Origin of the sequence: Saccharibacillus sacchari (assembly GCF_037722395.1) — a bacterium.
GTDB classification, from domain to species: domain Bacteria; phylum Bacillota; class Bacilli; order Paenibacillales; family Paenibacillaceae; genus Saccharibacillus; species Saccharibacillus sacchari_A.
This window is the reverse complement of sequence record NZ_JBBKAR010000067.1, coordinates 20608-43463: the sequence shown is the minus strand read 5'-3', so window position 1 is coordinate 43463 and position 22856 is coordinate 20608. Positions and strand designations below refer to the sequence as shown.

Annotated in this window: 20 protein-coding genes and 1 tRNA gene; 16 read left to right on the top strand and 5 right to left on the bottom strand. The window is 53.1% G+C overall.

All coding sequences use genetic code 11. From position 1 onward, the window contains the following. Window positions 1-253: 253 nt before the first annotated feature. From rapZ to WKI47_RS25925, 8 genes are all read left to right on the top strand, one after another. On the top strand, window positions 254-1159 hold the full coding sequence (gene rapZ, locus WKI47_RS25960; protein ID WP_340230112.1) for an RNase adapter RapZ: 906 nt from the start codon (window positions 254-256) through the stop codon (window positions 1157-1159). A gap of 48 nt (window positions 1160-1207) precedes the next feature. Continuing rightward, window positions 1208-2203 carry a YvcK family protein gene (locus WKI47_RS25955; RefSeq protein ID WP_340230111.1) on the top strand — a complete coding sequence of 332 codons (996 nt, stop codon included), beginning with the start codon at window positions 1208-1210 and terminating at the stop codon, window positions 2201-2203. A gap of 7 nt (window positions 2204-2210) precedes the next feature. Further along, entirely contained in the window at window positions 2211-3140 is a 930-nt protein-coding gene (gene whiA / locus WKI47_RS25950; RefSeq protein WP_340230110.1) for a DNA-binding protein WhiA, read from the top strand. A 501-nt stretch (window positions 3141-3641) separates the two neighbouring features. Beyond that, window positions 3642-3911 carry an HPr family phosphocarrier protein gene (locus tag WKI47_RS25945; protein WP_018978064.1) on the top strand — a complete coding sequence of 90 codons (270 nt, stop codon included), beginning with the start codon at window positions 3642-3644 and terminating at the stop codon, window positions 3909-3911. A 290-nt stretch (window positions 3912-4201) separates the two neighbouring features. Continuing rightward, window positions 4202-6325, top strand: a complete 2124-nt coding sequence (locus WKI47_RS25940) for a serine hydrolase (protein WP_340230109.1) — start codon at window positions 4202-4204, stop codon at window positions 6323-6325. 187 nt (window positions 6326-6512) lie between these two features. Next, on the top strand, window positions 6513-7268 hold the full coding sequence (locus WKI47_RS25935) for an SIMPL domain-containing protein (protein WP_340230108.1): 756 nt from the start codon (window positions 6513-6515) through the stop codon (window positions 7266-7268). Between the two features lie 237 nt (window positions 7269-7505). Beyond that, window positions 7506-8114 carry a hypothetical protein gene (locus tag WKI47_RS25930; protein WP_340230107.1) on the top strand — a complete coding sequence of 203 codons (609 nt, stop codon included), beginning with the start codon at window positions 7506-7508 and terminating at the stop codon, window positions 8112-8114. A gap of 194 nt (window positions 8115-8308) precedes the next feature. Beyond that, window positions 8309-9421 carry a PdaC/SigV domain-containing protein gene (locus tag WKI47_RS25925; RefSeq protein WP_340230106.1) on the top strand — a complete coding sequence of 371 codons (1113 nt, stop codon included), beginning with the start codon at window positions 8309-8311 and terminating at the stop codon, window positions 9419-9421. A 237-nt stretch (window positions 9422-9658) separates the two neighbouring features. Here WKI47_RS25925 and WKI47_RS25920 read toward each other — a convergent pair whose 3' ends face one another. After that, window positions 9659-10567 (bottom strand): LysR family transcriptional regulator, encoded by a 909-nt coding sequence (locus WKI47_RS25920; protein ID WP_340230105.1) that lies wholly within the window; start codon window positions 10565-10567, stop codon window positions 9659-9661. A gap of 110 nt (window positions 10568-10677) precedes the next feature. Between WKI47_RS25920 and WKI47_RS25915 the strand changes: the two genes are divergently transcribed. Next, window positions 10678-11769, top strand: coding sequence for a branched-chain amino acid aminotransferase (locus WKI47_RS25915; protein WP_340230104.1), 1092 nt, complete (start codon window positions 10678-10680; stop codon window positions 11767-11769). A 142-nt stretch (window positions 11770-11911) separates the two neighbouring features. Continuing rightward, complete coding sequence (locus WKI47_RS25910; protein ID WP_340230103.1) at window positions 11912-12376, top strand: Rrf2 family transcriptional regulator; 465 nt, start codon at window positions 11912-11914, stop codon at window positions 12374-12376. 219 nt (window positions 12377-12595) lie between these two features. On the opposite strand, the gene WKI47_RS25905 is transcribed toward WKI47_RS25910, so the two are convergent. The 4 genes from WKI47_RS25905 to WKI47_RS25890 form a co-directional block, all read right to left on the bottom strand. Continuing rightward, the gene (locus WKI47_RS25905) at window positions 12596-13381 is read right to left on the bottom strand and encodes an AIM24 family protein (protein ID WP_340230102.1); all 786 of its coding nucleotides are present in this window, start codon (window positions 13379-13381) and stop codon (window positions 12596-12598) included. Window positions 13382-13716: 335 nt separating this feature from the next. Then, a complete protein-coding gene (locus WKI47_RS25900; protein ID WP_340230101.1) occupies window positions 13717-13857 on the bottom strand; it encodes a hypothetical protein in 141 nt (46 codons plus the stop codon). A 115-nt stretch (window positions 13858-13972) separates the two neighbouring features. After that, the gene (clpP, locus tag WKI47_RS25895; RefSeq protein WP_340230100.1) at window positions 13973-14575 is read right to left on the bottom strand and encodes an ATP-dependent Clp endopeptidase proteolytic subunit ClpP; all 603 of its coding nucleotides are present in this window, start codon (window positions 14573-14575) and stop codon (window positions 13973-13975) included. 225 nt (window positions 14576-14800) lie between these two features. Continuing rightward, window positions 14801-14875: transfer RNA gene (locus WKI47_RS25890), tRNA-Arg, on the bottom strand. A gap of 305 nt (window positions 14876-15180) precedes the next feature. Here WKI47_RS25890 and WKI47_RS25885 point away from each other — a divergent pair. The 6 genes from WKI47_RS25885 (at window position 15181) to eno (ending at window position 22850) form a co-directional block, all read left to right on the top strand. Beyond that, entirely contained in the window at window positions 15181-16218 is a 1038-nt protein-coding gene (locus WKI47_RS25885; RefSeq protein WP_340230099.1) for a sugar-binding transcriptional regulator, read from the top strand. A gap of 105 nt (window positions 16219-16323) precedes the next feature. Beyond that, window positions 16324-17334: a type I glyceraldehyde-3-phosphate dehydrogenase gene (gap, locus tag WKI47_RS25880; protein ID WP_340230098.1), complete on the top strand. Its 1011-nt coding sequence runs from the start codon at window positions 16324-16326 to the stop codon at window positions 17332-17334. 210 nt (window positions 17335-17544) lie between these two features. After that, window positions 17545-18729 carry a phosphoglycerate kinase gene (locus WKI47_RS25875; RefSeq protein WP_340230097.1) on the top strand — a complete coding sequence of 395 codons (1185 nt, stop codon included), beginning with the start codon at window positions 17545-17547 and terminating at the stop codon, window positions 18727-18729. Between the two features lie 396 nt (window positions 18730-19125). Beyond that, the gene (tpiA, locus tag WKI47_RS25870; protein WP_340230096.1) at window positions 19126-19878 is read left to right on the top strand and encodes a triose-phosphate isomerase; all 753 of its coding nucleotides are present in this window, start codon (window positions 19126-19128) and stop codon (window positions 19876-19878) included. Continuing rightward, window positions 19878-21428 (top strand): 2,3-bisphosphoglycerate-independent phosphoglycerate mutase, encoded by a 1551-nt coding sequence (gpmI, locus tag WKI47_RS25865; RefSeq protein ID WP_340230095.1) that lies wholly within the window; start codon window positions 19878-19880, stop codon window positions 21426-21428. The genes tpiA and gpmI overlap by 1 nt, the downstream gene beginning before the upstream one ends. Before the next feature lie 123 nt (window positions 21429-21551). Beyond that, window positions 21552-22850: a phosphopyruvate hydratase gene (eno, locus tag WKI47_RS25860; RefSeq protein ID WP_340230094.1), complete on the top strand. Its 1299-nt coding sequence runs from the start codon at window positions 21552-21554 to the stop codon at window positions 22848-22850. Window positions 22851-22856: the final 6 nt, after the last annotated feature.

Here is a 22856-nt window from a genome sequence, read left to right as displayed (position 1 = left end):
TTGTACACGATAGTAGCTTGTCTCGAATTAATGTAAGGTTACACTTGCCTAAAACGTACTAGAACCATGCACGTTTTAGGCAAGCGCAAACCTCAGATCAAAACAAGACAAGCTACTGGTACCATGACCGCTTAAGATGTTAGTTTACGCTCCTCGAAAACCCGTTTGAACCGTGCGTGTTTCCGATGAACGTAAACTTTAAATTTGATGCGGTCAAGGTACTGGATACCGTAAATCAGGGAGGGGAAGTCGCATGAGCGAAATTCCGAACGAGAACGCGGCGGCTTCGGTCGCCACGCTGATGATTATCACGGGAATGTCGGGCGCCGGCAAAACGATTGCTGTGCAGAGCCTGGAAGATTTGGGCTTTTTCTGCGTAGACAATCTGCCGCCGGTTCTGATCCCGAAATTTGCCGAACTGATTGAACAGTCGAACGGCAAGATCGCCAAGGTTGCGCTCGTTATCGACCTGCGCGGGCGCGAGTTTTTCGCGGCGCTGTCCGAATCGCTTGCGTACATCAAGGACCACTTCACCATTCACAGCGAAATACTGTTTTTCGATGCGAATGACGCGGTTCTGGTGCAGCGCTACAAAGAAACGCGCCGCCGGCATCCTCTTGCGCCGGACGGCATGCCGCTCGACGGCATTCGGTTGGAGCGCAAGATGCTGGAGGAACTGAAAAATTCGGCGACGCAGATCATCGACACGACCAACATGAAGCCGGCCGTTTTGAAAGAAAAGATCATTTCGCGCTTCGCGCATATGGAGACCAACCAGCTATCGGTCAACGTCACGTCGTTCGGCTTCAAGTACGGCGTGCCGATCGACGCGGATCTGATCTTCGACGTGCGTTTTTTGCCTAATCCGCATTATGTCGACAATCTGCGCCCGCTGACGGGACAGAATAGCGACGTCTATGATTACGTGATGAAGTGGCCGGAGACGCAGACCTTTTTGACCAAACTACTGGATATGCTGCATTTTCTCATTCCGCAGTACCGAAAAGAAGGCAAAAGCCAGGTGATTATCGGCATCGGCTGTACCGGGGGCAAGCATCGCTCGGTCGCCATTTCCGAATATTTGGGCCGCATGCTGGGAGCGAGCGAGACGGAAAAAGTGCGCGTTAATCACCGGGACGCCGATCGGGACCGCCACTAACTGCAATCGAACATTCGAGGGGTCCAATGTACTGAGGAGTGAACATTTATGAATACGAAGCAACAGCCGCAGCGCCCTGTTCGTCGCCCACGCATTGTCGTGATGGGTGGCGGTACAGGACTGTCTGTGATGCTGCGGGGATTGAAGGAGCAGCCGCTCGACATCACGGCCATCGTTACGGTGGCCGATGATGGCGGCAGTTCCGGCATTCTGCGCAGCGAGATGCAAATGCCGCCTCCGGGCGATATTCGCAACGTGCTTACAGCGTTAGCCGATGTAGAGCCGTTGTTGTCGGATATGTTAAGTTATCGTTTTAAAACGGGCAATGGCTTGGCGGGACATAGTCTCGGCAATCTGATCCTGGCTGCTATGACGGATATTTCCGGAGACTTTGTCACCGCCGTGCGTGAGCTCGGGCGGGTATTCGCCGTACGCGGACGCGTCTATCCGGCGGCGAAAGAAGGCGTTATTTTGCACGCGGAGATGGACGACGGCACGATCGTGACCGGCGAATCGAACATTCCGGAATACGGCGGCAAAATCAAACGGATCTTCCTTGAGCCGGCGGAAGTCGAAGCGTTGCCGGAAGCCGTTTTGGCGATTCAGCGCGCTGATGCAATCCTGCTCGGTCCGGGAAGTCTGTACACAAGTCTGCTGCCGAACCTGATGGTGCCGCAACTGTCCGAAGCGTTCGTCGCGTCGAGCGCTGTCAAGATGTTCATTTGCAACGTCATGACCCAGCCTGGCGAAACGGACGGATTCAGCGTAGCGGATCATCTTCAGGCGGTACACGACCATGTGGGCAGTCATTTGTTCGATTACGTGTTGGTCAACAGCGGACTGATTCCCGAAGCCGTGCAGCTTCGGTACGCGGAAGAAGGAGCGACTCCGGTCCGGTTGGATCTGGAGGAGATGGCGGCGACCAACTGTACCGTTATTGCCGATACTTTCGTCAAGTACGGCACGTATCTGCGCCATGACGCGGAGCAATTGAGTCGGCATATTAACCGGCTTGTGGAAGACTGGATGATGAGAAAGGGGTGAATAGTCCATGTCGTTCGCGGCTCAAACCAAAAAAGAACTGACCCTGGTAGAGGCGGACGCCTGCTGCGAAAGAGCGGAGTTATCCGCGTTGATTCGAATGAACGGCTCGGTCCAGCTCTCCAACAAGAAAGTCAGTCTCGATATTTCAACCGAAAACGCGGCGATCGCTCGCCGGATCTACTCGTTGATCAAAAAGCATTTCAGCGTGCATACCGAACTGCTTGTACGTAAAAAAATGCGGCTGAAAAAAAATAACGTCTATATCGTGCGGATTCCCGCCGGTGTGCAAGAACTGCTCGGATCGCTTAAAATCACGTCGGAAGGCTTCCAATTCCTGCCCGGCATCAGTCCCGAGATCGTGAAAAAGACCTGCTGCAAACGCGCTTATTTGCGCGGTGCCTTCATGGCGGGCGGCTCGGTCAATAACCCGGAAGGCTCGTCGTACCATCTGGAGATTGCCTCTATGTACGAAGAACACTGCCAGGCGCTCGTCGATCTTGCCAATGAATTCAACCTGAACGCTCGCTGCATCGAACGGAAGAAAGGCTTCATTTTCTACCTCAAGGAAGGCGAGAAAATCATTGAACTGCTGAATATTATCGGAGCCCACCAGTCTCTGTTCAAATTCGAGGACGTCCGCATCATGCGCGATATGCGCAATTCGGTCAACCGGATCGTCAACTGCGAGACGGCCAACCTCAACAAAACGATCGGCGCCGCCGTGCGACAGATCGACAATATCCGTTTCCTGCAAAAAGAAGTCGGTTTGGAAAGCCTGCCGGAAAAACTGCGCGAAGTCGCCGAAGTCCGTCTGGCCCATCCCGAAATCAACCTGAAGGAAGTCGGCGAACTGCTCAAAGGCACCGTCAGCAAATCCGGCGTGAACCACCGGTTGCGCAAACTCGACATCATGGCGGAGAAAATTCGGGGCAGCTGAATATGGCTGCCTAAAGTCTGCCGGGAAAGTTACGTTGGCGGGGGGAAGCGAGAAGACTGCGAGAGAAATTCGTTCAAAACGCTGTCTCACTTGGAAAACTGGAATGAAATTTGAGTGGAAGTTTTCCAAGTTCAAAGGCGTTTTTCACTGAATTTCTCTCTCCGTCTTCTCGCTTCCAGCTACGTTGGACGTTCCCGACAGAGTTCAGCCTTCTCGAATTTTATTTTTTAAAAAAAATAAAAGAAAAGCCCTACCCAAAAAGCCCAAGCGGAGGGAGAAATTCAGTTCAGGACGCCTTTGAACCGGAGAATTTGAGATTGGCATAAATGCCAATCTCAAATTCTCCGGTGAGACAGCGGCTTGAACGAATTCCTCCCGCAGCGCCCCGGCTTTTCAAGCACGGCGGTTTTAGACTAGTGTGAGCAACCGAAGTTATGTTATACTAAATATAATAATGCGTTTCGACAGGAACTTCATTTTGCATAGGGGGTAAGATTGCTCATGACCAAGCACCCGGTAGTCGTTCGACTGAAGACGGGGCTGCACGCCAGACCTGCGGCTTTGTTCGTTCAGGAAGCTAACAAATACTCTTCCGAGATCTTCGTAGAAAAGGAAGATAAAAAAGTAAACGCCAAAAGTATCATGGGGATCATGAGCCTGGCCATTAGTTCCGGTACCGAAATTCACATCAGTGCGGAAGGCGCGGACGCCGAACAGGCTGTAAACGCTTTAATCAGTCTTGTTAGCAAGGAAGAGTTGGAAAATCAATAATTTTTCCATATAGCGTCCATCTACGGTTATACGCGAAACCCTCTGAATTCTTTAGAGGGTTTTTACGTATTTCACGATTTCGGACTCTAATCTCTTTATGTTTTCACATTAAAAACAAATATTACCAATTAGAAGAAAAAATAATCGGAATTCCGCTATATAGAGCCCTTCGGGCATGTTTGGGAGGCAAGGCGGCAAGGGTAAAAATAAAGTACCGATACGCTTGCTACGTACATATATAAAAGCATCGGAACAACCCCATATGGATAGAGAGAAGGGAGATTAACAGATTGAAAACAAATAACGTTTGGAAAGCGGCATCGGTCAGGTGGACCAAAGCCGCAATGGCTGCTGCGCTCGCGCTTACGCTGCTGCCTCCGTCGCTGACTTCGGCCGCTGCCGAAACGACACCGTCGGCGACATCCGCTTCCGCCCAGAATACCGCGCTGACCGCATCCTCGGTCACGGCGTTCCTGGACGCTTTTTTTGCGGAAGAAGCGATTCAGGAGATGGCTCCGGGAGCCGCGGTGGTGGTGGTTAAAAACGGGCAAGTTCTTGCGGAAAAAGGCTACGGTTACGCCGATGTCGACAGCAAGCGCACCGTTGATCCCAAAAATGACGTATTCCGCATGGCGTCCGTCTCGAAAACCTTCACGGCCGCCGCGATCATGCAGCTTGTCGAGCAGGGAAAAGTAGGGTTGGATACCGATATTCGTACATACCTCGGCGATATAGCGTTTAATAACCCGTTCACCGAACCGGTTACTGTCGCCGATCTATTGACTCACCGAAGCGGCTTCAAGATTCAGGACCCGCGCCAGGAAGACCTGAATCCCGATCTGGACGAGTACGTCGATTTGAAAGATTATATTGCCAAATACATGCCGGACGTTGTGCGCGAACCGGGTACGGCTTACATGTATGACAACTTCGCTTTCCTGCTACTGGGTTATATCGTGCAGCAAGCGAGCGGAACTCCGTATGAAGACTATATGGACAAAAATGTTTTTGCGCCGCTTGGCATGGACAACACGGGCTTCCTGCTTACGGACGAGCTGCTGGAAAACGCGGCGACCGGCTATGCTGGAGGGGAACCTGTTGATCCGTATACGGTTCGACCGACTGTGATGCCTTCGGGAGGTATGCTGTCCACGGCAGACGATATTTCCAAATTCATGATCGCGTTCCTGAACGACGGTAAAACGGCTTCCGGTGCGCAACTACTCAAGGCAGATACCGTAGCTTCCATGACGGAATATCGCTCGGCGATCCACCCGCTGCTGCCCGATGCCACCTACGGCTTCGAAGCGGCATCGCAGCTTCCGGGCGCGGGCAGCAGCAGCAAGGTCATCACGAAAGCCGGCGATATTCCGGGTGCCAGCTCGTTGATGTTCCTGATTCCCGAGCAAGACACGGGCGTATTTGTCGTCTATAACCAAAATGGCGGACTGCGTGAACAACTGTATGCAGCGTTTATCGCTAAATTCTTCCCTCAGTATGCATTGGAAGCGAAGTTCCCGGCCTTTACCGAAGAATCGCCTGAACAGCTTGCGCGCTATGCGGGCCTGTACAAAGACCTTCGCGTGGAAAGCATCGTGTCCAAGGTTGGCCCGGGTTCGCGCGGACGCATGGTTATCTCCGACCCGCTGACGGGCGAACGCGCTTTGCGTCAGGTCGCGCCGGGACTGTTTATCGATACGAATAAGATGCTGGTCGCGTTCAAAACGGACGAGTCCGGCAACGTTTCGTACCTGAAAGAGCCGTACCTCAATCCGATGGGGTATGAGCAAAAAGGCGTAAAGCCGGCCGGATTCAACGATATTCCGTCGACGCATCCGTACTCGAAATATATTCTCGATCTCCAGTCGCTGGGCTACTACCCGAACGATCCGAACCAAGCTTTTGGCCCGGATCAGGCGGTGACTCGCGGCGAGTATATCGACATGCTGATGCGTACCTCGGCGATTCCATTGTCTGAAAATGCACCGGAGTTCTCCGATATTCAGGGACATCCGTATGCGGCAGCTATCCAGACTGCCTATGAATACGGTCTGGTTTCCGGGAATGAAAAAGGGTTGTTCCAGCCGGATCGCCCAATCACTCGCCAGGAAGCGGCCGTGATTATCTACAATTCGACAGCCGGTCTGTATCCGCCGGAGCTGTTGGAAGTTGTCGAATTGACTGGAAATACGGACAAATGGGCAGAATCGGCCGTGAAACTGGCGGTTATGCTAGGCTATCACGGTCCTGAAGTGACGTTTACCGATGCGGGAGCCGCGAACTTCCAATCGAAAAAAGCGCTGACCCGTGCCGAAAACGCGGCGATCAATGATATGCTGCTGACCAACACGATTACCGGAGCCATGCAGCTTGAGGATGCGGCAGCCGAACCGGAAGAAGAGCCGGCAGCCTGATTTTTAACGCGAAATTTTTGTCAAAGCCTTTTCGACTATTCTTCCTGTAAGAGTAGTCGGAAAGGCTTTTTTTTTGCGAATAAAAAGCGGGCGGCGGAAAAATATTCGATGTCTATCCATGTAGCTGCAACCTTTTTCCAACCGTTGGCGTTTAGAGGGTAATCAACGATAACAGGAGGCGTTAAACATGAAAATGTGGATGAAACCGTTAGGTAGCGTTTTGATCGCAGGATCTTTGCTGGTCGGAGGCGCGGCACTTCCCGCTTCGCTCGGAATCGGTCAAGCACAAGCAGCGGAGGTTGTACCGATGAACGTGATTAACGTAACAGGCAAAGGCGAAGTTAAAGTAACACCGGACGTCGCGTATCTGTACATCGGCGTAGAATCGAATGCAACGACGGCTACGGCTGCACAGAAGAAAACGGCGACCGTGATGAGCAAGCTGAACACCCTGCTCAAAAATGACTGGAAGATCGCGGCGAAAGACATCGAGACGGAACAGTTCTATGTATCGCCGAACTACACGTATAGCGAAGACAACGGCCAGACCATCAAAGATTACAGCTCCACTCACGTGCTGAAAGTCACCTACCGCGACCTCGACAAGATCGGTCAACTGCTGGACGCGGCTTCGGAAGCAGGGGCTAACCGGATTCAGAACATTAGCTTCGCATCCGAAAACCCGGATCAGTACGAAGAAGAAGCAATCACAAAAGCCATGAACAGCGCCAACAAAAAAGCAGCGGCACTCGCCAAAGCAGCAGGCCGCACGCTGGGCGCGGCAACGTCGATCAGCCTGGATAACGCGGACACGCCGATCGTGTACGCGCAATACGACCGTGCTGAGACGGCATCTATGGCACAAGAAGCTCCAGCCACTACGATCAACCCTGGAGAAATCACGATCAGCACCTTCATTACCGTTCAATACGAAATGAAATAAGGTCTGATTCCCAGCATCAAAAAACAAAACCCATGAAAGCCGCTTTCGCATCTTGCGAGGGTGGCTTTCTTGCTTAAATACGCGCGGGCAGGGCTTTTTTTCGATCGGTTGCCGGTTTGCGCGAACCATGAATATTTTACGAAAAAAGGATGTTCAACTGTTTTGAATTGAATGTGAGGTTTATAAAAGGAGTAAGAAACACATGCAGAACCCAATTCTTCGGAGCCGAAAAGTGAGGTGATTCCATTGATCGAAACATTGAACATTCCCGAAAGCCGAAAACAATACTATCGAAGACTTCTGCACGAGAACCCTAGCCGCAATCTGATCGAACGCTACTCTTTATTTTGCGAGGAGTATACCGATTTTGCCCGGAAAAGATTGTCTTATATCCCGGAGCTGATGCATAAAGGTTGGGTGCCTATCGTCCTGTCGGACGAAGGAATGAACTATGCGTTCACGATCGGATTGGAATACAGCTTTGGCCATCCCGAGATTCTGATTGCTTCGCCCCATCGTCCGGCACGCGTGCTGGCTCAAATGATCGAATGGTTTACGGATCGCGTGGAAGTCGGCGAACGGTTCGAGACTTGTTCGAACTATGCGAACGAGTTGAAAAAGCAACCGGATTTCAGCGATCTTGACGATACGGCGATTCTGCGTCCTTACGAGGAATCGGATACGGATAATTACCCGTGCGGGTATCTGTATTCCTTTTACGGATATTTCGCCGATCGCAACCTGGATATGAATAAGTTGCCGATGCTGATTCTGGAGTTGGATTTTCCCGTAAGTCCGGCACCGCCGGGAGGACGTTTATCCAATATCATGAATATGCAAAATTAATGGGATACAGGCGTCGACGCCTGACCCGTGGGTCGGAAATAGTAACAGCAACTCTGACAATTTTGTAAAAAATCCTGCTTGCGTATTGCAAACCTGTAACGCTCATTGTCACCCATTCTTGGTCAGCTCTCTTTATAATCACAAATGGATAGAAAAACATAGAGATCGCCAAGATGCGAAGGAGCTGAATGGATATGAAACGCGTAACCCCGACTTTGAAAAAGACAACCAAACTGATGACGGCAGCTGTGCTTACGGCAGGACTGTTGCTTCCAACGACAGCGCTTGTTGGCACGACCGGCGCACACGCGGCTACCGTTGCCGCAAGCACGCAAGCTACGAAGAACGTCAAAGTAACCTGGAACGGAAAATCCGTGACCAGCAATGCTTTTCAAGCCGCAGGCAATACTTACGTACCGGTAAAAGCGTTAGCCAAGGCCGCCGGCCTTTCGCTGACTTACGATAAAATGTCGGGACAGTACACGCTGGGCACGTCGCCGAACAAATTGACTTTGTCGGCCTACGAAGGCCAGGTATGGATCGGCGCAGGCGGCGTCGGGCTTCAAGCCGAAGGACGCGTCAGCGGCGGAACGATGTACGTGCCGCTATCGGTGTTGCGCGATTACGCGGGCATCGACGGCGTATGGAACGCTTCGACAAAGACCGTGGCTTTGAAAGCGGCGGCTTCTACAGGCATTACCATCGCGGAAAAAACACTTAAAAAAACAAGCGGCGAAACGGTGATTGATATCCGTTATCCGGAACTGTCCGGCAGCGCGGCAGGGATCGCCAAAATCAACGCGACGCTGAAACAGCATGCCGAAGCTTTTTTGGCGGATTTCGAAGCGCAAATGAAAGATTACGGCCCGCTGGATAACGAAGACCTGCATTACGAAGCGGACGGCGGCTACATGATCGCGTACAACAAAGACGGCTTGTTGAGCGTCGTTACGCAAGATTACGGCTATTACGGCGGCGCCCACGGCGGAACCGTGCAAAGCGGATACAACTTCAACGTGAAAACCGGCAAAGAAGTAGCGCTCGCCCAATTGCTGGGCGCCAATACGAATTACCGCGCGGCCGTCGACAAAAAGATTGCGGCGGAGTTCAAAAAACAAGGTTCGCTGCTCGAAACGGACGGTTTCAAAACGATCGGCAGCGACCCGGGCTTCTACGTCACGAACGGCGGATTCACGATCTTTTTCCAACAGTACGAATACACGCCTTATGCGGCAGGCATTCCTTCCTTCGACTTTACGTTCGCGTCTTTGCTGCCGAAAGGAACGAATCCGTTCGCGGGACTGTAAGTAACGAATACCGATTTTTAAACGAAACGATAAGCAACCCGGAACCGAATCGGCGCGGAATCTCTCCGCGCCGCTCGGTTCCGGGTTTTCGATTTTGGAACGGATTTCGGGTACACTAGGATCATGATCGCTTAAAAGCTCAAGGTTAGGGGGCACCCGTCGAAAACCTTAACTTTACTGCAAGTTTACTGCGATCAATCTATTAAGACCATTAGAATAGTAAGGCTGAATCAGGTCTTACGTATCTTGCTCGCATTTCCCTACCAATTCTTCGATGAAGCGCTCGGCGCTTCTCGACAGATAGCGGTCTTGCAGCCAGACCAGGCCGACTTCGGCTTGCAGCACCGCGTCTTCCAGCTCCAATACGCGAAAATCTTCGGAACGAAACGAAGACAGCACGGAACGGGGAAGCAGCGATGTGCCCAGACCTTGCGCGACCAGGCCCAAAATAACGGCTACGCTGGAACATTCGCAGAAGATGCGGGGCGACTGGCCGCGTGCGGCGAATTGCTGCATGATCCGTTCGTGCATGCCGGTCGTGCGGTCGGTCTTGAGCGTGAGAAAAGGACGATCGGACAACTCGTCGAGCCGAATGCTTTCGCGTCCGGCATATTCGCTCCATCCGGTGGGCACGGCGGCGGCGAGCGGGTCGTCCGGCAAAGCCGCGATGCCGTAATCGTCTGGGCCGGAAGGCGCTTCAAACGGCAGGCGGGCCACGATCAGCTCGATCTGACGCTTGCGCAGCAGCTCGGCGAGCTGAAAATGATCGCCCTCCTGGATCTTAAAAGCTACGGCAGGGTGTTCGCGCCCGAAGCGCTCGATCGCGCTCGGAAGCAGGGAAACGCAGGAGACGACGGCTCCGATCGACAAGGTTCCGCCGATGCCTTCGCCCAACTCGCGTATCTCCAGCAGCGTCTCTTCCAGCCGGAATAGCAATTCTTCCGATCGCTCATAGAGTCGCCAGCCTGCTTCGGTCGGCACGAGCTTCCGTCCGGTGCGATCAAATAAAGGCGTTCCCAGTTCCTCCTCCAACAGCTTCATTTGGCGACTGAGCGGAGGTTGCTCCATATTGAGCTTTTTGGCCGCAGAGGTGATTTGACCTTCCTTAACAACAGCAGAAAAGTAGCGCAATTGACGCAGATCCATCTTTTTTCTTCTCCTTTCATACTTTTGGGGTATGCAGAACCGACGAAAAGGATATTATTAATATAGGTAAGAGGCTGATATGATTCAATATAAAAAGAGGAGCGTGCATCATGCAGGGTGAACTGAGAATCGAAGAGACAACGCAGCGCAAATCGAAACCGGATACCGCCAACCTTTCGTTTGGCGTTTATATGACGGATCATATGTTTACGATGGACTACGAAAAGGGAAAAGGTTGGCATGATGCCAAGATCGTTCCTTACGGACCGATCCCTATGGACCCGGCCGCGAAAGTATTCCATTACGGTCAAACGATCTTCGAAGGCATGAAAGCCTATGTCGGCCCGGACGGCGATATTCGTTTGTTCCGTCCGGAGAAGAACTTCGAGCGTTTCAACCGTTCGTGTCGCCGGATGAGCATTCCGGAGATCGATGAAGCATTCGTGCTGAACGCGCTCAAAGAGCTGATCAAAGTCGATCGCAGCTGGGTACCTTCGGCGCCCGGCACGTCGCTGTATATCCGTCCGTTCGCGATCGCGACCGAAAACCATCTGGGTGCGAACCCGTCGTTGAACTACAAAATGATGATCATCCTGTCGCCGGTCGGCGCTTACTACGCGGAAGGTCTGAATCCGGTTCGTATCCACGTCGAGACTCGCGATGTTCGCGCGGTAGCCGGCGGCGTTGGCGAAGCCAAAACGGCAGGCAACTATGCGGCAAGCATGCAGGCTCAGGAAAATGCGTATGGAGCGGGCTATTCGCAAGTGCTTTGGCTAGACGGCGTACACCGTAAATATGTCGAAGAAGTCGGCAGCATGAACGTATTTTTCCGTATCGGAGATCGTATCGTGACGCCTGCACTCAGCGGCAGTATTTTGAACGGGATTACGCGCGATTCGGCCATTCATATGCTGCGCGATTTCGGACACGAAGTCGACGAGCGCCCGATTACGATCGACGAGCTGTTCACAGCGGCTGAAGACGGTTCGCTGCTCGAAGCTTTCGGCACGGGTACGGCGGCAGTCGTTTCTCCGATCGGCGAGATCGGCTGGGATGGCAAAACCGTACAAATCGGCGGCGGAGAAACAGGAGAATGGACGCGCCGCTTGTACGACGAGCTGACTACGCTGCAACGCGGCGAGTCCGAAGACCGTTTCGGCTGGACGCAGACCGTATGCAGTGCGGAGACCACGCAGGGTTGACATTGTCGTCTAATGTAACTACAATGGTTTCACGATAAAACGGAATGGAGGGTGCGCGTTCGGAACCTATAACCGAATGTGCGCCCGAAGTTCGTTATTGACGGAATACGCGAGTTTGATCGCTGGAAGGGAGGAATGCGAAGTGAATATCAGTACGAGATTTCCGGTTGCCGTACACACCTTGATTCTGCTGAGTATTTCGCAGCCTGGTACAGCGACTTCGGACATGATCGCGTCCAGCGTCAATACGAACCCGGTCGTGATCCGGCGTATTACAGGCATGCTGGGCCGTGCAGGTCTGGTCGAGGCCCGAGCCGGAATCGCGGGCGCGCGTCTAAAGAAGCCGTTGGCCGAGATCACCTTGCTTGAGGTGTACAAAGCCGTGAACGCGGTTGGCGAAGGCGGATTGTTTGCCGTACATGAGAGTCCGAACCCGAACTGCGAAGTCGGGCGCAATATCCAGGCTGCCATGAATCCGATCTTTATCAGCGCGCAGCGCGCGATGGAGCAGATTTTGGAGCAGACGACCGTAGCCGATGTTGCCGGGGATATCTCCCAATTGGAAGGTATCGTTCTGCCTGATTTTTTTGCTCCGATCAGCCGTTAAGTGGTTAACAAACGGAGTTTCCGCAATACGCGCGGTACGTTGACCGATCATAAGGTAGGGTTACGCACCTTGGAAACCCGCTTGAACCATGCGCGTTTTCGATAAACGTAAACTTTGAATTTAATACGGTCCAGCTATCGGGCTGTGCCCGAATAGCAAAAGGCTGCCCCGATCCGGGTTTCGGATATCGGGGCAGCCTTTTTCGGGTTTCTGCCGAAATCAGAACGGCCGCGTACGGAATGGAAGCGTCGGCGCCAACCAGACTTCGCCGCGTCCGCGGAACGTCTGAAGCATGCCTTCACCGGAGGAAGCCGAACCGAGCAGCGATTTCGTCGACTTTTCGACCGAGAATTCGATCGTGCTGCTGCGCAACACCGCGAAGCTTCCGTCTACTTTCAGCGTCTCGGTGCCGTCCAGTTCATAGCGGACCAGCTCGTATTCCGGCACAGGCAGTTCCAGCACGACATACCCGTTATCCGAAGCGGTGATTTTGGTCTGGAACAAGCCTTCCCCGCCGAACAGCGCCGAAGACACATTGCTTTGTTTGGCTACGCCGACTTTGACCGTGTTTTCCGCGCAGAAGAACAGTCCGTCGTCGACGATGATTTCTTCGCCGGGAGACAATTCGATCAAGGTGAAGTCTTTGCGTTTCGGCTCCAGATACATCTCGCCCGTGCCACGGTAGATCGGTTTGCTCGCCGTTTCGCCAGTTACCGCGCTGCCCACGAATTTTTTCGCGAATCCGCCTACGCCGCCCGATTTGTTTTCCATTTCGATATTGCCCATCATATATTGCAAAGCGCCCGCTTCCAGCACAACCGACGTATCTTGAAGCAAAATACGGACCTGCTGCCAACTGAACCGCTCGTGATCATGATGGTTGACCGATTTGGCGAGATCTTCGTTGTAGTTTTCCGGCAACCCGCCTGCCTGAATGACTTCGATGACCAGATTGTCTCTTTTCAACGAACTGAACACGCGAAAATCGTTATGACGAAACTGCATAGGAATTTTCCTCCTCGGTGTATGTAGATGGAATTAGGGGGTTATCTGCACCTATTACGCGCGGGCCGGACAAACGGTTGCGGAAAATTCGCGACAAGACTCCTGATTTTGCGGCGGGATCGATATTTTGAGCAGACTGAAGATTTTAACGGATCGAGACGACGCTTAGGAGGACTTTGGAGCAGTTTTGAATTTTTAACGGATCGAGGTGACGCTTAGAGTAAAAAATGGATTGATTTTAGCGGAAAAAGTAGGGGAACGGGCGTTTAAAGGCAATACGATCCGTTAAAATTTCGGAGGAGGTTGATTTGCAACTGTAAAGGACATACGATCCGTTAGCCGAGCCGAGCCGAGCCGAGCCGAGCCGAGCCGAGCCGAGCCGAGCCGAGCCGAGCCGAGCCGAGCCGAGCCGAGCCGAGCCGAGCCGAGCCGAGCCGAGAGCGAGTGCTTTCTCCGAATAAACGCACGCATTCCATACAAAAAGCCCCTTCCTGTTCGCTGCATTAGCGAACAGGAAGGAGCTTTCGGCGCGTCTCGGGAAAATTCGGCGATTCGTCCATTGCCCAATTTCTCCAAGCTGCAGATTCGATCTTACTTCACGCCGATTTCGGCAACGGGCTTCTCGATCACTTTATCGATAATGCCGTATTCAGCCGCAGCAGCAGCATCCATGAAGTAGTCGCGGTCCGTATCTTTGTCGATGCGTTCGATCGGTTGACCGGTACGCTCGGACATGATGCGGTTCAGCTTCTCGCGCAGCGCGATGATGCGGCGAGCGCGGATTTCGATGTCCGACGCCTGACCTTGGGCGCCGCCCAGCGGTTGGTGAATCATGATTTCGCTATTCGGCAAGGCAAAACGTTTGCCTTTCGCGCCGGCGTTCAGCAGGAAAGCGCCCATCGACGCGGCCATGCCGACGCAGATCGTGGAAACGTCCGCCTTGATGAACTGCATCGTATCGAAAATCGCCATGCCGGCCGTGATCGAACCGCCCGGGCTGTTGATATAAAGGTAAATGTCCTTCTCCGGGTCTTCCGCTTCGAGGAACAGGAGTTGTGCAATGATTGCGTTGGCTACGACGTCGTTGACTTCGGTGCCGAGGAAAATGATGCGGTCTTTCAGCAGGCGGGAGTAAATGTCATACGCTCTCTCGCCGCGATTGCTTTGTTCAACGACCATAGGAATGTAACCCACAGTGAAAAACCTCCTTGTGAACGGATCTATTCCGTCCTTAGAATTGGAATGGATGCCAGGCTGGATGGCCCGCCGAACCTTGTACGCAGAAGAGTCCGGTAAACGTCTAGCTGGTATTACCCATATGATAAACAATTCCAAACATAAAGTCAAAGAAAGTCAAACTTTCTGCAAAAAAAATAGCCGATATCGGCGTCATGAACAAAAAATACAGTTAAATAATAATGGCGCGCCCGCCAAGAATCGAACTTGGATCTCAGGCTTCGGAGGCCTACGTCATATCCATTGGACCACGGGCGCATAGACTGCAAGCAAACAGCAGCAATCATTATTATACTAGGCGGCAATGAGAATTGCAAGCCCTCTTTAGGCTGTGAAAAAGGGTACGATAAAAACCCCATATCATGAGTCCGTAAGCTTTATTTCACCTAGATCTAGTAGGAATGAAACCTGTTCGCTGTTCAATAAAATATCCGCTTGCCAAAGCTTGCATCACGGCGTCAAATTGGGTAAACTAGGTGTGGGACAAAAAAAGTGTTCCCGGGACAATAAATGTCCACTGATTTAAATTATACGGGCAGACGAAGTTTGCAGAGGTGGAACGCATGCAGAACATTCTCGAAATTCAGCAGCAGCTGCTTCCCGATCTCATGGAAACTCTCAAGAAAAGGTATACCATCCTTCACCAGATCATGCTGACGGGCACGGCAGGGCGCCGAACGCTGGCAAACTCCCTACAGATGACCGAACGCGTGCTGAGAGCCGAGACCGATCTGTTGAAAGCACAGGGCTTGATTGAGACGGACACGGCGGGCATGCGGATCAGTGAGGCCGGGCAACTCCTTCTTGAACGTCTGGAACCGGTATTGAAGGAATTAGTGGGATTGTCCAACCTGGAAGAAAAGATTCGCCGGTTTTACGGACTCCAGAAAGTCGTGGTGGTTCCGGGAAACTGCGAGGAATCGCCGCTGTCCAAGCGTGAACTGGGCAAAGCCGGAGCCAAAGCGCTGTTGGGCGTGATGCACGGCGGGGATGTGGTAGCCGTAACAGGCGGCACGACCCTGGCCGAGATGGCCGAGCAGTTGACGTATCCGTTGAACGGCCCTCTCAAAGGGAGTTGGTTCGTTCCGGCGCGCGGAGGATTGGGCGAAAGCCTGGAAATTCAGGCCAACACCATCGCTTCCAATATGGCCAAGCGGGTAGGCGCCGATTATCGGCTGCTGCACGTACCGGATCTGTTGAGCCGGGAAGCGTACGAATCGCTCGTGCACGACCCGAACATTCAGGAGATCGTCCGCGAGATCCGCACCGCGCGTATCATCGTGCACGGGATCGGCAACGCCGTGGATATGGCGCGCCGACGCAAACTGGACGAAGAAACGACGAGCGGTCTTCAGGAAAAAGGAGCGGTAGCCGAATCGTTCGGTTATTACTTCGACGAGAGCGGCAATGTGGTCCATAACATGTTGACTCTCGGACTCAGACTCGACGACATCAAGGCGGCGGACGTCGTGCTTGGCATCGCGGGAGGCAAATCGAAAGCGAAGGCGATTCATGCGGTTCTGCGATTCGGTCAGGAAGACATTCTGGTGATCGACGAAGCGGCCGCGCTCGAAATTGTCCGGGATCTGGAGAGCGCCTGACGAATTTGTTACTCATGGCGTGGCTTTTTCATCCCTATGAAGAAGAGACGCCTTGAATAAATGAAACATTTCTTCAAAAACCATCTATTTAGGAGGAACTGTTCAATGACTGTAAAAGTAGGTATTAACGGATTTGGTCGTATCGGACGTTTGGCTTTCCGCCGCATTCAAGACGTGCAAGGTATCGAGGTTGTCGCAATCAACGACTTGACCGATGCGAAAATGCTCGCTCACCTGTTGAAATATGATACAACTCAAGGTAAATTCAACGGCGAAGTTGAAGTACACGACGGTTTCTTCAAAGTAAACGGCAAGGAAGTAAAAGTCCTGGCTAACCGTAACCCTGAAGAACTTCCTTGGGGAGAGCTCGGCGTTGACATCGTTCTGGAGTGCACAGGTTTCTTCACAACTAAAGAAGGCGCTGAAAAGCACATCACAGCTGGCGCTAAAAAAGTTGTTATCTCCGCACCGGCTACAGGCGACATGAAAACGATCGTTTACAACGTGAACCACGAGATCCTCGACGGTTCGGAAACGGTTATCTCCGGCGCATCTTGCACAACGAACTGCCTGGCTCCTATGGCAAAAACACTGCAAGATCAGTTCGGCGTCGTTCAAGGTCTCATGACTACGATCCACGCTTACACCGGCGACCAAAACACTCTGGATGCTCCGCACCCTAAAGGCGACTTCCGTCGCGCTCGCGCAGCAGCAGAAAACATCATTCCTAACACGACTGGCGCTGCTAAAGCAATCGGTCTGGTTATCCCTGAGCTGCAAGGCAAACTTGACGGCGCGGCACAACGCGTACCGGTTGCTACAGGTTCCCTGACTGAGCTGGTAACGGTTCTGGAGAAAAACGTAACGGTTGACGAAGTCAACGCGGCGATGAAAGCTGCTGCTGACCCAGAAACTTACGGTTACACCGAAGACGAGATCGTTTCGTCCGACATCAAAGGTATGACTTTCGGTTCCCTGTTCGACGCTACGCAAACTCGCGTCATGACAGTGGGCGACAAGCAACTGGTTAAAACAGTAGCTTGGTACGACAACGAAATGTCTTACACGGCTCAACTCGTTCGCACGCTTGAATTCTTCGCAAAAAAAGCTCAGTAATTCCGGACATTTTCGCACGAAGAACGGCAAACTTATAGCATCATGAAGCGGCATCGGCCGGGTCGTCTTTCGACTTGGCCGACAAGCTTCGCGCAAACAAAGCGGAAACAGAGGTTCTTTGTTTCCGCTTTTTCTAAGTTGCCGGACGAAGGCGATTCGGACTTCCTTGGATTCCTGAATTCTAAATTTGAGGGCATGGGGGATTAATTTATGAATAAGAAAAGTGTACGTGACGTAGAAGTAAGCGGCAAAGTAGTGTTTGTGCGCGTCGATTTTAACGTTCCGCTCGAAGACGGAAAAATTACGGATGACACTCGTATCCGTGCAACGATTCCGACGATCGAATACCTGACCGAAAGAGGCGCGAAAGTGCTGCTGGCGAGCCACCTCGGACGTCCGAAAGGCGAAGTTGTCGATTCCATGCGCCTGACTCCGGCGGCAGAACGTCTGTCCGAACTGCTGGGCAAACCTGTTGCCAAAGCGGACGAGTCGATCGGAGAGACGGTCAAGGCTAAAATCGCCGAGCTCAAAGACGGAGACGTGCTGGTGCTTGAAAACGTACGTTTCCACAAAGGCGAAGAGAAAAACGACGCGGAACTTGCAAAAGAATTCGCTTCGCTCGCCGATCTGTTCGTAAACGACGCATTCGGCGCCGCTCACCGTGCCCATGCTTCGACGGAAGGCATCGCGCACCATCTGCCAGCCGTATCCGGCCTGCTGATGGAAAAAGAACTTGATGTACTGGGCAAAGCCCTGTCGAACCCGGAGCGCCCGTTCACGGCAATCGTCGGCGGTTCGAAAGTAAAAGACAAGATCGACGTGATCGACAACCTGCTGAACATCGCGGACAACGTGCTGATCGGCGGCGGTCTGGCTTATACCTTCTTCAAGGCTCAAGGCTATGAAATCGGTCAATCCCTGCTTGACGACAGCAAATTCGACGTCGCTCTGGGCTTTATCGAAAAAGCGAAAAAACTCGGCAAGAACTTCCACCTGCCGGTCGATATCGTGATCTCCGACGACTTCAGCGCTTCGGCCAACACGAAGATCATCAACGTCGAAGAAGGCATCCCGTCCGATTGGGAAGGCATCGACATCGGTCCGAAAACGCGTGAAATCTACGCCGACATCATCGCGAAATCCAAACTGGTCGTTTGGAACGGACCGATGGGCGTTTTCGAAATCGAGCCTTTCTCCCACGGCACGCGTGCCGTAGGCGAAGCTTGCGCGGCAACGGAAGGCTACACCATCATCGGCGGCGGCGATTCCGCGGCAGCGACCGAGAAATTCGGTCTGGCCGATAAAATGGACCATATCTCCACCGGCGGCGGCGCTTCCCTGGAGTTCATGGAAGGCAAAGCCCTCCCAGGCGTCGTAGCCCTGAACGATAAGTAAAAAGCTTCGCTTCCGCCCGCCCCAAACGGCCCGGAAACAAGCCGATCCATAGATTCGCGACACGAATTTCAAAACATGGCTTTCACAGCCTATTATTGCTTTAATCAGAAAAGCCAGCGGGGCCGCTTCAACCGACCCCGCCGCCTTTCCCTGCGTAGCGAGTTTTAAAGCGGTTCTGAAAAAGATTCAGGTTGGCACGTGCTGACGCAGCGGAGAGTTGTAGAGAGCCGTAGAAGCGAAGCGTTCGCCTTTGAAATTCGATTCCTCCCTCTGTTATGCTTCAATCAAAGGAATCGAATTTCAACACGCGATCGGAGGCCTCTACAACTCGCAGCGTCTCCCACGCACCCACCGTTTCTTTTCCGAGACAAGTCATTAAAAGGAGTGGATTATTTCGTGAGAACGCCAATCATCGCTGGTAACTGGAAAATGTTCAAAACCGTATCCGAAACGCTGTCTTTCGCGGAAGCCGTAAAAAGCAGCGCAGTCGTAGAAGGCGTGGAAACGGTGATCTGCGCACCGTTCACCAACCTTCCTGCCCTGACCGAAGCGGTTAAAGGCACAGGCATCAAAGTCGGCGCGCAAAATCTTCACTTCGAAGACAACGGCGCGTTCACGGGCGAAATCAGCGGCGTTATGCTGAAAGAACTCGGCGTGGACTACGTCATCATCGGTCACTCGGAACGCCGTCAATACTTCGGCGAAACCGACGAGATCGTCAACAAAAAAGTCGTGGCGGCTTTCCGCAACGACCTGACTCCGATCGTCTGCGTAGGCGAAAAGCTCGAAGAGCGCGAAGCCGACCAAACGAAAGAAGTCTGCAAAGTTCAAACGGAAGGCGCGTTCCAGGGCCTATCCAAAGAAGACGCGGCCAAAGTCGTGGTTGCCTATGAGCCAATCTGGGCGATCGGAACCGGCAAATCGTCGACTTCCGCGGACGCGAACGAAGTTACGGCTTACATTCGCACCGTGCTGGCAGACCTGTACGATCAAGCGACGGCTGACGTGATCCGTATTCAATACGGCGGCAGCGTGAAGCCAGAGAACGTAACGGAATACCTGGGCCAAAGCGATATCGACGGCGCACTCGTCGGCGGCGCAAGCCTTCAGCCTGACTCCTTCGTGGCCCTGGTTGAGGGGGCGAAGTAATGACGGCTCCAAAACCGGTAGCACTCATTATCATGGACGGCTTCGGTCTGCGCGAAGGCGTGGAAGGCAACGCGGTTGCTCAAGCGAAAAAGCCGAACTACGAGCGTTTTTGGAACAAGTACCCGCACACGACGCTGACGGCATGCGGCGAAGCCGTAGGTCTGCCGGAAGGTCAAATGGGCAACTCCGAAGTGGGTCACTTGAACATCGGCGCGGGCCGTATCGTGTATCAGGATCTGACCAAAATCACCAAGTCGATCCGCGACGGCGAGTTTTTCGAAAACGAGATTCTCGTATCGGCGATCGAATCGGCTCAAAAATCCGGCAAAAAGCTGCATGTGCTGGGCCTGTTGTCGGACGGCGGCGTGCATAGCCATATCGACCACCTGTTCGCGGTTTTGGAACTTGCCAAAAAGCATGATTTCCAAGACGTGTACATCCATGCGTTCATGGACGGACGCGACGTGGCGCCGGACAGCGGCAAAGGCTATCTTCAGCAGTTGATCGACAAGATCGCCGAAATCGGCGTCGGACATATCGCGACCGTGCAAGGCCGGTATTACGCGATGGACCGCGACAAACGCTGGGAACGCGTCGAGCTGGCTTACCGCGCGATGGTATACGGCGAAGGCGAATACGTGGAAAGCCCGCTTCAAGCGATCGAAGAATCGTACGCGAAAAACGTCATGGACGAATTCGTCCTGCCGGCTGTCGTGACGAACGGCGGCCAACCGACCGCCAAGATCGAATCGGGCGATTCCATCATTTTCATCAATTTCCGTCCCGACCGCGCGATCCAGATCTCCGAAGCGCTGACCAATCCGGAGTTCAACGGGTTCAACCGCGGAAGCGGCCAACCGGAAACGTTGAGTTTCGTATCGTTCACCACGTACAGCGTCAATGTCCAAGGTCTTGTGGCGTACGCGCCTAAAAACCTGAACAACACGCTGGGCGAAGTGCTCGTGAAAAACGACAAAACGCAGTTGCGGATTGCCGAAACGGAAAAATACCCGCACGTGACGTTCTTCTTCAGCGGCGGACGCGACGTGGAGCTGGAAGGCGAAACGCGTATTCTTATCAACTCCCCGAAGGTCGCGACTTACGACCTGAAACCGGAGATGAGCGCTTACGAAGTGGCTGACGCTTGCGTGGCCGAGATCGAAGCGGAAAGACAAGACTGCATCATCTTGAACTTCGCGAACCCGGACATGGTCGGACACTCCGGCATGATGGAACCTACGATCAAAGCCGTCGAAACAACGGACGAGTGCGTAGGTCGCGTGGTAGACGCGGTTCTTGCCAAAGGCGGCGTGGTTCTGATCACGGCCGACCACGGCAACGCGGAAACGGAAATCGACGAGTTCGGACGCCCGCAAACGGCGCACACGACGAACCCGGTTCCGTTCATCGTGACGAGCGAAGACGTGACGTTGCGCGAAGGCGGCATTTTGGCTGACATCGCGCCGACGATTCTCGATCTGATGCAAGTTCCGCAACCTTCCGAAATGACAGGCACTTCGGTTATTTCGGGACGCAAAACTTCTAATTAAGCCGCGAATGTGGCATAGTTAACGGTAGAGCTTGATTAAAAAAGTTATGATGGAGCGTCCGCGGCCGTTTGCGAAAACGGCTGCCGCTCCCGAATAAAACGAACTCAAAGGAGATTACTTAAAATGACGATTATTTCTGACGTTTACGCACGCGAAGTCCTTGACTCCCGCGGTAATCCTACAGTTGAAGTTGAAGTATACCTGGAATCCGGCGCGATCGGCCGCGCTATCGTTCCTTCGGGCGCTTCCACAGGCGTTCACGAAGCAGTTGAGCTTCGCGACGGCGACAAATCCCGTTACCTGGGCAAAGGCGTAGAAAACGCAGTTAAAAACGTAAACGAAACGATCGCTCCGGAAGTCATCGGCATGGACGCTCTCGACCAACTGGGCATCGACAAAGCGATGATCGCTCTGGACGGAACGCCTAACAAAGGCAAACTGGGCGCTAACGCGATTCTGGCTGTATCCATGGCTGTAGCCCGCGCTGCCGCTGACGCTCTTGATCTGCCACTGTACGTTTACCTGGGCGGATTCAACGCGAAACAACTGCCGGTTCCTATGATGAACATCGTAAACGGCGGCGAGCATGCCGACAACAACGTTGACGTACAAGAGTTCATGGTTCTGCCGGTAGGCGCGCCTACATTCAAAGAAGCTCTGCGTATGGGTGCGGAAATCTTCCACAACCTGAAAGCCGTACTGAGCAGCAAAGGTCTGGCTACGGCAGTAGGCGACGAAGGCGGGTTCGCTCCGAACTTCACGTCGAACGAAGAAGCGCTGAGCACAATCATCGAAGCGATCGAAAAAGCCGGCTACACGCCAGGCAAAGATATCTTCCTGGGTATGGACGTTGCTTCGACCGAGTTCTACAAAGACGGAAAATACGTACTCGCGGGCGAAGGCAAATCCTACACTTCCGCAGAGTTCGTTGACCTGATGGCTTCTTGGGTTGAAAAGTACCCAATCATCACAATCGAAGATGCTTGCGCGGAAGACGATTGGGAAGGTTGGAAACTGCTCACCGACAAACTGGGCGACAAAGTCCAACTCGTTGGCGATGACCTGTTCGTAACGAACACTGAACGTCTGGGCCGCGGTATCGAAGAAGGCATCGGTAACTCGATCCTGATCAAAGTTAACCAAATCGGTACGCTCACCGAGACTTTCGACGCGATCGAAATGGCTAAACGCGCGGGTTACACAGCTGTCGTTTCCCACCGTTCGGGCGAATCCGAAGATAGCACGATCGCGGACATCGCGGTTGCGACAAACGCGGGTCAAATCAAAACGGGTGCTCCTTCCCGTACGGACCGCGTTGCGAAGTACAACCAACTGCTTCGCATCGAAGACCAACTGGGCGAACTGGCTCAATACAACGGCCTGAAATCGTTCTACAACCTGGATCAAAAGAAATTCCAATAGGATTTT

Excerpts from the sequence above, each read along its gene's own strand:
- WKI47_RS25875 (WP_340230097.1), top strand. The coding sequence starts at position 17,545 with ATGAATAAGAAAAGTGTACGTGACGTAGAAGTAAGCGGCAAAGTAGTG.
- WKI47_RS25925 (WP_340230106.1), top strand. The coding sequence starts at position 8,309 with ATGAAACGCGTAACCCCGACTTTGAAAAAGACAACCAAACTGATGACG.
- WKI47_RS25935 (WP_340230108.1), top strand. The coding sequence starts at position 6,513 with ATGAAAATGTGGATGAAACCGTTAGGTAGCGTTTTGATCGCAGGATCT.
- gap (WP_340230098.1), top strand. The coding sequence starts at position 16,324 with ATGACTGTAAAAGTAGGTATTAACGGATTTGGTCGTATCGGACGTTTG.
- WKI47_RS25915 (WP_340230104.1), top strand. The coding sequence starts at position 10,678 with ATGCAGGGTGAACTGAGAATCGAAGAGACAACGCAGCGCAAATCGAAA.
- WKI47_RS25885 (WP_340230099.1), top strand. The coding sequence starts at position 15,181 with ATGCAGAACATTCTCGAAATTCAGCAGCAGCTGCTTCCCGATCTCATG.
- gpmI (WP_340230095.1), top strand. The coding sequence starts at position 19,878 with ATGACGGCTCCAAAACCGGTAGCACTCATTATCATGGACGGCTTCGGT.
- whiA (WP_340230110.1), top strand. The coding sequence starts at position 2,211 with ATGTCGTTCGCGGCTCAAACCAAAAAAGAACTGACCCTGGTAGAGGCG.
- WKI47_RS25920 (WP_340230105.1), bottom strand. The coding sequence starts at position 10,567 with ATGGATCTGCGTCAATTGCGCTACTTTTCTGCTGTTGTTAAGGAAGGT.
- WKI47_RS25945 (WP_018978064.1), top strand. The coding sequence starts at position 3,642 with ATGACCAAGCACCCGGTAGTCGTTCGACTGAAGACGGGGCTGCACGCC.
- WKI47_RS25900 (WP_340230101.1), bottom strand. The coding sequence starts at position 13,857 with ATGGAATGCGTGCGTTTATTCGGAGAAAGCACTCGCTCTCGGCTCGGC.
- WKI47_RS25905 (WP_340230102.1), bottom strand. The coding sequence starts at position 13,381 with ATGCAGTTTCGTCATAACGATTTTCGCGTGTTCAGTTCGTTGAAAAGA.
- eno (WP_340230094.1), top strand. The coding sequence starts at position 21,552 with ATGACGATTATTTCTGACGTTTACGCACGCGAAGTCCTTGACTCCCGC.
- WKI47_RS25955 (WP_340230111.1), top strand. The coding sequence starts at position 1,208 with ATGAATACGAAGCAACAGCCGCAGCGCCCTGTTCGTCGCCCACGCATT.
- rapZ (WP_340230112.1), top strand. The coding sequence starts at position 254 with ATGAGCGAAATTCCGAACGAGAACGCGGCGGCTTCGGTCGCCACGCTG.